The sequence below is a fragment of the Saccharopolyspora sp. NPDC002578 genome, from assembly GCF_053592695.1.
The window spans coordinates 24,305-34,371 of record NZ_JBSFWJ010000072.1 but is presented as its reverse complement, the minus strand read 5'-3'; the positions used below and the strand labels follow the sequence as shown (position 1 = coordinate 34,371).

At 71.8% G+C, this 10,067-nt stretch carries 11 protein-coding genes; 9 read left to right on the top strand and 2 right to left on the bottom strand.

The window, feature by feature from the left end:
• Positions 1–619, top strand: a 619-nt coding sequence (locus tag ACWD38_RS25350) for an IMP dehydrogenase (protein ID WP_450125062.1), incomplete at its 5' end; no start/stop codon positions are given.
• Positions 620–668: 49 nt separating this feature from the next.
• On the opposite strand, the gene ACWD38_RS25345 is transcribed toward ACWD38_RS25350, so the two are convergent.
• Positions 669–1,589 carry an NmrA family NAD(P)-binding protein gene (locus tag ACWD38_RS25345; protein WP_450125061.1) on the bottom strand — a complete coding sequence of 307 codons (921 nt, stop codon included), beginning with the start codon at positions 1,587–1,589 and terminating at the stop codon, positions 669–671.
• A 93-nt stretch (positions 1,590–1,682) separates the two neighbouring features.
• On the opposite strand from ACWD38_RS25345, the gene ACWD38_RS25340 reads away from it, so the two are divergent.
• The gene (locus ACWD38_RS25340; RefSeq protein WP_450125060.1) at positions 1,683–2,249 is read left to right on the top strand and encodes a TetR/AcrR family transcriptional regulator; all 567 of its coding nucleotides are present in this window, start codon (positions 1,683–1,685) and stop codon (positions 2,247–2,249) included.
• 107 nt (positions 2,250–2,356) lie between these two features.
• A complete protein-coding gene (locus ACWD38_RS25335) occupies positions 2,357–3,487 on the top strand; it encodes a GuaB3 family IMP dehydrogenase-related protein (protein ID WP_184483039.1) in 1,131 nt (376 codons plus the stop codon).
• Between the two features lie 452 nt (positions 3,488–3,939).
• Here the strand turns inward: ACWD38_RS25335 and ACWD38_RS25330 are convergent, their stop codons facing one another.
• Positions 3,940–5,226 carry an adenylosuccinate synthase gene (locus ACWD38_RS25330; protein ID WP_184484297.1) on the bottom strand — a complete coding sequence of 429 codons (1,287 nt, stop codon included), beginning with the start codon at positions 5,224–5,226 and terminating at the stop codon, positions 3,940–3,942.
• A 233-nt stretch (positions 5,227–5,459) separates the two neighbouring features.
• Between ACWD38_RS25330 and ACWD38_RS25325 the strand changes: the two genes are divergently transcribed.
• The 6 genes from ACWD38_RS25325 (at position 5,460) to ACWD38_RS25300 (ending at position 10,023) form a co-directional block, all read left to right on the top strand.
• Positions 5,460–6,029 (top strand): hypothetical protein, encoded by a 570-nt coding sequence (locus tag ACWD38_RS25325; protein WP_450125059.1) that lies wholly within the window; start codon positions 5,460–5,462, stop codon positions 6,027–6,029.
• A 178-nt stretch (positions 6,030–6,207) separates the two neighbouring features.
• Positions 6,208–6,846, top strand: coding sequence for an HNH endonuclease family protein (locus tag ACWD38_RS25320; RefSeq protein WP_184484301.1), 639 nt, complete (start codon positions 6,208–6,210; stop codon positions 6,844–6,846).
• 151 nt (positions 6,847–6,997) lie between these two features.
• On the top strand, positions 6,998–7,078 hold the full coding sequence (locus ACWD38_RS25315; protein WP_425503622.1) for a putative leader peptide: 81 nt from the start codon (positions 6,998–7,000) through the stop codon (positions 7,076–7,078).
• Between the two features lie 81 nt (positions 7,079–7,159).
• Positions 7,160–8,170 carry an ABC transporter substrate-binding protein gene (locus ACWD38_RS25310; protein ID WP_450125058.1) on the top strand — a complete coding sequence of 337 codons (1,011 nt, stop codon included), beginning with the start codon at positions 7,160–7,162 and terminating at the stop codon, positions 8,168–8,170.
• 132 nt (positions 8,171–8,302) lie between these two features.
• Positions 8,303–9,457, top strand: a complete 1,155-nt coding sequence (locus ACWD38_RS25305) for an LLM class flavin-dependent oxidoreductase (protein ID WP_450125057.1) — start codon at positions 8,303–8,305, stop codon at positions 9,455–9,457.
• Between the two features lie 95 nt (positions 9,458–9,552).
• Positions 9,553–10,023 carry a hypothetical protein gene (locus ACWD38_RS25300; RefSeq protein ID WP_184484305.1) on the top strand — a complete coding sequence of 157 codons (471 nt, stop codon included), beginning with the start codon at positions 9,553–9,555 and terminating at the stop codon, positions 10,021–10,023.
• Positions 10,024–10,067 lie beyond the last annotated feature (44 nt).

The following is a 10,067-nucleotide window of genomic DNA, read 5'->3' as shown; positions in this document are numbered from 1 at the left end:
GGACGCCGGGGCGGACGCGGTGAAGGTCGGCGTCGGGCCCGGCTCGATCTGCACGACCCGCGTCGTGGCCGGGGTGGGCGTGCCGCAGATCAGCGCGATCTACGAGGCCGACCAGGCGTGCCGCCCGGCCGGTGTCCCGCTGATCGGCGACGGCGGCATCCAGTACTCCGGGGACATCCCGAAGGCGATCGCGGCCGGGGCCAGCAGCGTCATGCTCGGCAGCCTGCTCGCGGGCACCGCGGAGTCGCCCGGTGACCTGGTGCTGGTCAACGGCAAGCAGTTCAAGGTCTACCGGGGCATGGGGTCGCTCGGCGCGATGCAGACCCGCGGGCAGTCGAAGTCCTACTCGAAGGACCGCTACTTCCAGGACGACGTGCTCTCCGAGGACAAGCTGGTGCCGGAGGGCATCGAGGGCCGCGTGCCGTTCCGCGGGCCGCTGTCGCAGGTCGTGGACCAGCTCGTCGGCGGCCTGCGGTCCGGGATGGGCTACACCGGGGCGTCCACCGTGGCCGAGCTGCAGCGGGCGAACCTGGTGCGGATCACGGCGGCGGGGCTCAAGGAGTCGCACCCGCACGACATCACCATGACGGTGGAAGCGCCGAACTACACGACCCGGTGAGGCGCGGGGGCTCGGGAGCCGATCGGTTCCCGAGCCCCTCGCTCGCGGGTCACGCGCCCGCGCGCAGGTGTTCCGCCGCCCACTGCTCGAACGCGGTGGTGGGCAGGCCCAGTTCGGCGGCGAACTCGGGGCGGGCCGGCTGGCCGACCGCGTTCAGGTAGTCGTGGGTGGCGCCCATGCCCGGCATCCCGGCGGCCAGTGCTTCGGCCTCGGTCATGTCGGGGGCCGCCAGCGGGACGCCGAGCGCGCCGGAGAGTACTTCGGCGATCCGCTCCATCGGCAGGAAGTCGCCCGCCAGTTCCAGTTCGACCTCGTGGAACCGCGTCGGCTCGGCGATCGCGGCGGCCGCCGCGGCCCCGATGTCCGCCGTCGCGATCAGGGACAGGCGGGTGTCCGGCTTGAGGACGCTGACCAGGCCGCCTTCGACGCCGCGCGGGAACAGGAAGCCCATCGAGGGCAGGAAGTTCGCCATGAAGAAGGCGGGCTTGAGCAGCGTCCAGCTGGGAAAACCGGCTTCGCGGACCCGATCCTGGATCGCGCTCTTGGCGCCCAGGCTGCGCGCCACTCCCCACCGGCCTTCGGCCATGCCGGGCACCTCGGTGTGCTGACCGGCGCCGCTGACCGAGGTGTGCACGAACTGCGCCACCTCGGCGGCGCGGGCCGCTTCGATGAGGTTGGTGCCCTGCGTGATCTCCCCGTCGAAGTCGAAGCCGTCCGCGGTGAGTTCGGGCAGCTGCACGGAGAAGACCGCGCGGACGCCGTCGACCGCCGGTGCCAGGGAGTCGCGGTCGCGGAGGTCGCCGGTCACCAGGTCGGCTCCGAGCGCGCGCACCGCGGCGGCGCGTTCGGCCTCGGGGTCGCGCACCAGGGCGCGGACGGGAACGCCCGCGGCGAGCAGGGCGCGGGCGGTGGCTCCGCCCTGCCTGCCGGTGGCGCCGGAGACCAGGACGGGTGCGGGTTGGGTCGGCATGCTGCTCCTCGGGAGAAAAACGGCGGGGCCCGCCGTTTGTGCTCCCGTACGATACGGCGGACCCCGCCGTTTTGTGAAGCAGGAGGTGACGCCGTGACCGGCGCGCAGCGCTCGGACGCCCGGCGCAACCACGCCCGCATCCTCGCCGTGGCCGAACAAGAGGTCGCCGCCCGCGGCGCCGAAGCGTCCCTGGAGCAGATCGCCCGCACCGCCGGAGTCGGATCGGCGACCGTGCGCAGGCACTTCCCCACGCGCCGCGCCCTGCTCGAAGCGGTCTCGCACAGCCGCATCGACGCGCTGAGCCGTCGCGCCGCCGAGCTGACCGATGCGCCCGACGGCCGCGACGCGCTACTGCGCTGGCTCGACGAAGTGGTCGCCTACTGCGCCACCGTCCGCGGCCTGGCGGTCGCGCTGTCCTACGCGGGACCCGACGCCGACCCCGTCCAGGGCAACACCTGCGCCGGAGCGCTGGAGGAAGCGGGAACACCGCTGCTGGACCGCGCCGTGCGCGACGGTGCGGTGCGAGCGGACATCGCCCTCGCCGACCTGATCACGGTGATCGTCGGCATCGTGCTGGCCGTCGAACACCGCGCCGACGCCGCCGCCGAAGCCGACAGGTTGTTCCGGCTGACCGTCGCGGGCCTTGCCCCGCACGCCTGAACGCACCGGGCGCCGGAGCCGAAAGACCGGGGCGGATGCGAGGTCCGAGCCCGGAGTAGAGAGAATGCTCCGTTGGAGTGCCGTGGTGCTGGTAGGGAGGACTTGACGTGCGGGATCTGGTTGAGATCGGCATGGGCCGGACGGCCATGCGGGGGTACGACCTGGAGGACATCGAGATCGTCCCGTCCCGGCGGACCCGTTCGTCGCAGGACGTGTCGCTGGCCTGGCAGATCGACGCGTACCGGTTCGACATCCCGCTGGTGACGCACCCGACGGACGCCGTGGTGTCCCCGGCGACCGCGATCCGCGTCGGTGAGCTCGGCGGCCTCGGCGTGCTCAACGCCGAAGGGCTCTGGGCGCGGCACTCCAACGTCGAGGAGAAGCTGCTCGAAGTCGTGCGCACCGCCGAGGAGAACGAGGACCCGGCCGCCGCCATCACGCTGCTGCAGGAGCTGCACGCGGCTCCGTTGCGCCGCGACCTGCTCACCCAGTCGATCAAGGAGATCAAGGACTCCGGGGTCACGGTCGCCGCGCGGGTCAGCCCGCAGCACGCCGAAGAGCTCACCCCCGACCTGCTGGCCGCCGGAGTCGAAGTGCTCATGGTGCACGGCACCATCGTCTCGGCCGAACACGTCGCCCGCGACGGCGAACCGCTGAACCTGAAGCGCTTCATCGCGGACCTCGACGTGCCGGTGATCGCAGGCGGCGTGGGCGACTACCGCACCGCGATGCACCTGATGCGCACCGGCGCCGCCGGAGTGATCGTCGGATTCGGCCAGTCCCGCTCCGCGACGACCACGCAGGTCCTGGGCATCGGAGTGCCGATGGCCACCGCCATCGCCGACGCCGCCGCCGCGCGCCGCGACTACCTCGACGAGACCGGTGGCCGGTACGTGCACGTGCTCGCCGACGGGGCGCTGTCCTACTCCGGCGACATCGCGAAGGCCATCGCGTGCGGCGCCGACGCGGTGATGCTCGGCGAAGCGCTGACCGAGGCCGAAGAGGCACCGGCGCAGGGCTACTACTGGACGTCCGCCGCCGCGCACCCGAACCTGCCGCGCAGCGAGATCGTCGGCTTCACCGGCGCCGGCGCCGACCTCGAAACGCTGCTGTTCGGGCCGAGCAGCGACCCGTTCGGCACCATCAACCTGTTCGGCGGCCTCCGCCGCTCGATGGCGAAGACCGGGTACTCGGAACTCAAGGAATTCCAGAAGGTCGGTCTTAGTTTGCGGCGGTGATCGCCGGGGGGTTGCTCTGGTGGCCGGGCTTTGGAGTCTTGCTCGGCTTGGCGTGTGGTGTCGGGTTTTAAGGCCTTCCCGGGTTTGGGCGTGTGGTTGCTGTGGTGCGTGGAATGCCGGGTTTACTGAGTGCTTCCACGGCTCGTTCTGCTTTGGTGGTCGCTTAGCGGAACCTCAGCGGCTTCCTCGCTGCGGGATCTTTTTCCCGAGTGGCTCCGCCACGAGGGAAAAAGCCGTCCTCGCGAGGAAGCCGCTGAGAACCCGCGGGTGGTCGGCTTTGTGACGTGGGCTATTCGCTGCGCGAATACAGGCACGGCCTTCGGCCGCAAGGCAGGCGTGGCTTCGCCCGTCTCACTGCACGGCTTCGCCGCGAGGTGGCTGCGCCCTTCGCGGGCGTTGCTCGCTGATGAGGCAGCGCAGCGAGCAACGCCCGTTCACGCCCGAAAGGACCCTCACGCCATCGTGTGGCGGACGATCGTCTGGTCGCGTCCGGGGCCGACGCCGATCGCGGAGATGCGGGCACCGGCCAGTTCTTCCAGGCGCAGCACGTAGTTCTGCGCGTTGGTCGGCAGGTCTTCGAAGCTGCGCGCGCCGCTGAGGTCTTCGAACCAGCCGGGCATCTCTTCGTACACGGGCACGGCGTGGTGCACGCCGGTCTGCGTCATCGGCATCTCGGTGACGCGCTGCCCGTCGACGTCGTAGGCGACGCACACGGGGATGGTCTCCAGCCCGGAGAGCACGTCGAGCTTCGTCAGGAAGTAGTCGGTGATGCCGTTGACGCGCGTCGCGTAGCGCGCGATCACCGCGTCGAACCAGCCGGTGCGCCGCGAGCGCCCGGTGGTGACGCCGAACTCGCCGCCCTGCTTGCGGAGGTTCTCGCCGGCGTCGTCGGTGAGCTCCGTCGGGAACGGGCCCGCACCGACGCGGGTGGTGTACGACTTCAGGATGCCGATCACGGCGTTGATCCGGGTGGGCCCGATGCCGGAGCCCGCGCACGCGCCGCCGGAGGTCGGGTTCGACGAGGTCACGAACGGGTAGGTGCCGTGGTCGACGTCGAGCAGCGTGCCCTGCGAGCCTTCCAGCAGCACCGTCTCGCCGCGCTCCAGCGCCTCGTTGACCAGCAGCTTCGTGTCGGCGATGCGCCCGGCGAAGCGCTCGGACTGCTCCAGCACGGTGTCGACGACCTCGTCGGCGTCGAGCGCGCGGCGGTTGTAGACCTTGACCAGCAGCTGGTTCTTGAACTCCAGCGCGGCTTCGACCTTCTGCCGCAGGATCTTCTCGTCGAGCAGGTCCTGGACGCGGACGCCGACGCGGGCGACCTTGTCCTGGTAGGCGGGGCCGATGCCGCGGCCGGTGGTGCCGATCTGCTTCTTGCCCAGGTAGCGCTCGGTGACGCGGTCGATGGCCACGTGGTACGGCATGATCATGTGCGCGTCCGCGGACAGCAGCAGCCGCGAGGTGTCCACCCCGCGCTCCTCCAGGCCGGCGAGCTCGTCGAGCAGCACGCCCGGGTCGACGACGACGCCGTTGCCGATCACGTTCGTCACGCCGGGCGTGAGGATCCCGGACGGGATGAGGTGCAGCGCGAAGTCCTGCCCGTCGGGCAGCACCACGGTGTGACCCGCGTTGTTGCCGCCCTGGTAGCGCACGACCCACTGCGCCTGCTCACCGAGCAGGTCGGTCGCCTTGCCCTTGCCCTCGTCGCCCCACTGGGCTCCGATCAGCACGATCGCCGGCATGTGAAACTCCAACCTGGACTGTGGGTCCGCGCGAGCGACTTCCCGCTTCGACGCGACACTGATGCCGGTCGATCAGGGTAAACCAGGAGCGAAACGTGAGTACCACTGCACTGTGCTGCACAAACAACGATGACACCACGCGTGCGTGCGGTGACGCAGCGTGGCACTTCGTCTCTCCCGCTCCCGGGAAGGCCGAGGTCGATGCGCTCTTGCCCGACGGCCCCGGGCGAGTCGTGGTCGAGGGTACCGATGCCGATCTCGCCGCGGTGGTGCTGCGGTTGCTGCGCAAGAACCGCATCGCCGACTTGGCGGTGGGTTACGTCCCGGTGGCGGAGTCGCCCGCGACGCGGCTGTGGGGGCTGCCGGTGGGGGCCGAGGCGCGGCGGCTCGCGTTCGAGGGCGCCGCTCGGCCCGCCGCGCTGGTGCGGGACGACTCGGGTGGCTTGCTGATCGCCTCCGGGCGCGTCGAGCCGATCACCGGGCAGGTGTACTGCGACGACCACCGGGTGCTGCAGGGGGCGGCGCGGAGCTTGGAGATCAGCCCCGATCCGGACGCGACGCCGCTGCCGGAGCCCACCGCCGATCCGATGTCGGCGAACCTCGATCCGGCCGCCGACGGCCTGCGCGTGACGACGGTGCGCCGCGGCCTGCTGCGCGCTCGCCGCGAGGTGACCAGGGGGCGCGCCGTGCAGGCCGGTTTCCGGGAGGCGACGGTGCTGCGCGACGGGGTGGCGCATCCCAGGCCGGTGGGCACATGGGCCTGGTACCGCCACACCGAGGACCTGCTGCTCGTGCGGCCGTGACGACGCCGCGAAAGCGGCGAAAAGCCCTGCGCACACACAGATTCACCAGATAAGGGGGCCGGGACGTGGCGCTTTCACGACAGGTCACCGCCTAGTCACTTCGGGGCATTGTCATGGCCACTTCGCTCGATGAGGGTCAGGATCGACATCGGCGAGATCAGCCACAGCGGAGGACCCCATGACGCCGAAACGTTCGCTTCGCGCAGCCCTGACCGCTCTGCCCCTGGCCGGCGCACTGTCGCTCGGCCTGGCCCTGCCCGCCGGTGCCGAACCGCCCGGCATCCCCGACGGCGCCACCGCGCAGACCCAGCTGGACGAGCTGACGGTCGCGCCCGAGGGCTCCTCCGACGGCTACGACCGCGACAAGTTCCCGCACTGGAGCGAAGGGTCCGACGGGTGCAGCACCCGCGAGGCCGTGCTCAAGCGCGACGGGGAGAACGTCGAGGTCGGCTCGGACTGCTACCCGACGTCGGGCACCTGGAACAGCCCGTACGACGGCGGTTCCTGGACGCAGCCGTCCGATGTGGACATCGATCACGTGGTGCCGCTGGCCGCCGCCTGGCGTTCCGGCGCGTCGGAGTGGACGAACGAGCAGCGCGAGGCGTTCGCCAACGACCTCGAAGGTCCGCAGCTCATCGCGGTCACCGACAACGTGAACCAGGAGAAGAGCGACCAGACCCCGGACCAGTGGATGCCGCCGGAAGCGGGCTACCACTGCACCTACGCCTCGATGTGGGTCGGCTCGAAGCACAAGTACGAGCTCACGGTCACCGAAGCGGAGAAGACGGCCCTCAAGGACGCGCTCGGCACCTGCTGAGCCGCGATCCCGGAGAACGCCTCACGCGCCCACGCCGGGCGGGTGGGGCGTTTTTTCCTTCGCCACCCGGGTTTTCGCGCCGGGTATCACCTGGTGGGATGAGGTTTCCCAGGCGTTGACGGAGAGTTCGGGCGGGTGCGAATCTCCAGGCATGGCCGTGCGCACCGTGCTGACCGGGCGCCTGCACGTCGATCTCCGGCGGCAGGCCAGCGCGGTCTGTCGTCTTCGCTGACGCACCTCATCGCTCTCCCTCCGATCGTCCCGCGTCGACGGGCCGGTCGAGGGCCGCCTGCTCAGCGAAAGCGACACGACCTTGCACCGTCGGGATTTCCTCGCCGCCCTCGCCCTGTCCACCACGGCCGCCGGGCTGCTCGGCGCCTGCGGCCGGAGCCCGGACGCGGCCTCCGCGCCCGTGCCGCCGCCGGTCGGGGACGCCGAGCTGCGCCGGGTGCGGCTGCGCGTCGGCGACCAGAAGGGCAACTCGCAGTCCCTGCTGCGCTCCGCCGGGCTGGACCGGGCGCCTTACGCGATCGAGTGGTCCACGTTCACCTCCGGCCCGCCGCTGCTGGAGGCCGCCTCGGCCGGGGCCATCGACATCGGCGGCGTCGGCAACACGCCCCCGCTGTTCGCGGCGGCGGCCAAGCGCAACGTGAAGGTGGTGTCCGCGTCGAAGGGCAACGTGACCAGCGACGCGCTGATCGTGCCGAAGGGCTCCCCGCTGCGGCGGGTGGAGGACCTGCGGGGCAAGAAGATCGCCCTGGCGCGCGGCAGCTCCGCGCACGGCCAGGTCCTGCTGAACCTGCGCCAGGCCGGGCTCACCCCGGACGACGTGGAGCTGGTGATCCTGCAGCCCGCGGACGCGCTGGGCGCGTTCAACGGCGGCGAGGTGGACGCCTGGGCGATCTGGGACCCGTACTTCGCGCAGGTGCAGCTGGAGACGGGCGCCGAGGTGCTCGTCGACGGCACCGGGATCTCCAACGGGCTCGACTTCCAGGTCGCGAGCGACGCGGCCCTGTCCGACGCGACGAAGAACACCGCGCTCGCCGACTACGTGGTGCGGGTGGCGCAGGCGCAGATCTTCTCCGACGCGCACCGGCCCGAGCGGGCGAAGGCGTGGGCCGAGGACACCGGCCTGCCCCTCGAAGTGACGCGCCGAGCCACCGACGCCGGGCCGAACCTGCCGATCCCGCTGGACGATTCGGTGATCCGCTCCTCGCAGGAGTTGGCGGACGCGTTCGTGCAGGCGAAGGAGATCCCGCGCGCGTTCGACTTCGCCGAGTACGTCGACACCCGGTTCGAGCAGCGGCTCGCCGCCGTCCGCTGACCGCCCGCCCTTGATCTCGCCGGTCCAGGTGAGCGGCCCGAGCAGGTCCGGCCGAGGCTCCGCGAGACCCCTGCTCAGGCCGAGATCAACGACGGGTTCCACCCCGCGCAGCACGAGTTCGGAGGGCTCCGCATGAGCATCACGGTGCACTGGTTCCTGCCCACGCACGGCGACGGCCGGTCCATCGTGGACCGCCCGCACGTGACGGCCGTGGGGGCGCAGACCCCGCGCGAACCCGACATCGACTACCTGGCGCAGGTCGCGCAGGCCGTCGAGCACCTCGGGTTCACCGGGATGCTCACGCCCACCGGCAGCTGGTGCCAGGACGCGTGGGTGACCACGGCCGCGCTGCTGGGGCGCACCAAGCGCATCAAGTTCCTGGTGGCGTTCCGGCCCGGTTCGCTGACGCCGACGCTGGCCGCGCAGATGGCCACCACCTACCAGCAGGTCTCCGGCGGCAGGTTGCTGCTCAACATCGTCACCGGCGGTGAGTCCACCGAGCAGCGCCGCTACGGCGACTGGCTCGACCACGACAAGCGCTACGAGCGCACCGACGAATTCCTCGCCGCGATGCGCGCCATCTGGTCCGGTGCCTCCGCCGACTTCGACGGCGAGCACTACCGGCTGCGCGGCGCCACCGCCTACGACGTGCCGAACCCGCAGCCGCCGCTGTACTTCGGCGGTTCCTCGCCCGCGGCGCTGCCCGTGGCGGCGCGACGAGCCGACGTGCACCTGACCTGGGGCGAACCGCCCGCGCAGGTCGGGGAGCGGATCGCCCGGCTGCGCGAGCTCGCCGCCGCCGAAGGCCGCACCCTGCGGTTCGGGCTGCGGGCGCACACCATCACCCGCGACACCTCCGCCGAGGCGTGGGCCACGGCGCAGCGCTTCCTGGACCAGATGGATCCGGCGGACGTCGCGGCCTCGCAGGCGAAGTTCGCGGTCACCGAATCCACCGCGCAGCGCCGGATGGCGGAACTGCACGGCGGCGTCCTGCACTCCGACGCGCGCGCACTCGAAGTGCACCCCGGCCTGTGGTCCGGCGTCGGGCTGCTGCGCGGCGGCGCCGGAACCGCCTTCGTCGGCAGCCACGAGGAGGTCGCCGACCTCATGTCCGAGTACCACGACGTGGGCGTCGAGGAGTTCGTGTTCTCCGGGTACCCGCACCTGGAGGAGGCGTACTGGTTCGGCGAGGGCGTGCGCCCGGTGCTGGCCCGCCGCGGCCTGCTCGCCGAGCAGGGCGCTCCCGCCGCCGCACCCCGAGTCCCGGACCCCAGCCCGGCGTCCTGACCCCGAGCCCGGAATCGGGGCGAAACCCGATGGGACCGGGCGATCCGCGCTCCTACCGTCCGAGACGACCGTGAACGGATCGGACGGGGGCGGCGATGGCGAGCGTGGCGGTGGTCGAGGTGCCGGCGGTGCCGGCGGTGGTGCGCGGCTCGATCGGGCTGTGGGTGTGCGCGGTGGCGACGGGCGTGGCGGAGACGGTGCTGCAGGTGCTGCGCGCCGTCGCCGGGGAGCTGCCCGCGGACGGGATCGCGGGCCAGCTGGGGGTTCGCGCGGTCGTGTACGCGGCGCTGCTCCTGCTGGTGCTGCGCCTGCGCAGAGGTGAGCCGGGGACCCGCTGGGCGGTGGCGGTGCTGATCGGCGGGATCGGCACGCTGAGCATGGTCGGCGGCCCGCTGCTGGAGATGGCGCACGGGGCGCCCGTCGCGGCGGCGTGGGTCGACGGGACGGGCGCGTCGGCCTGGACCTTCGCCTCCTTGCGCGCGTTCCACCTCTGCGCGGTGCTCGGAGCGCTGGCGCTGCTGTTCTCCCCCGCCGCCAACGAGCTCTTCCGGAGACGGCGCCCGTAGGCAGCGCCTCCTCCACCTGTCGCGGAGGAGGCGCGCGCCTCGTT

Coding starts and splice junctions, on each gene's coding strand:
- ACWD38_RS25345 (WP_450125061.1), bottom strand. CDS start 1,589: ATGCCGACCCAACCCGCACCCGTCCTGGTCTCCGGCGCCACCGGCAGG.
- ACWD38_RS25330 (WP_184484297.1), bottom strand. CDS start 5,226: ATGCCGGCGATCGTGCTGATCGGAGCCCAGTGGGGCGACGAGGGCAAG.
- ACWD38_RS25320 (WP_184484301.1), top strand. CDS start 6,208: ATGACGCCGAAACGTTCGCTTCGCGCAGCCCTGACCGCTCTGCCCCTG.
- ACWD38_RS25315 (WP_425503622.1), top strand. CDS start 6,998: ATGGCCGTGCGCACCGTGCTGACCGGGCGCCTGCACGTCGATCTCCGG.
- ACWD38_RS25305 (WP_450125057.1), top strand. CDS start 8,303: ATGAGCATCACGGTGCACTGGTTCCTGCCCACGCACGGCGACGGCCGG.
- ACWD38_RS25300 (WP_184484305.1), top strand. CDS start 9,553: ATGGCGAGCGTGGCGGTGGTCGAGGTGCCGGCGGTGCCGGCGGTGGTG.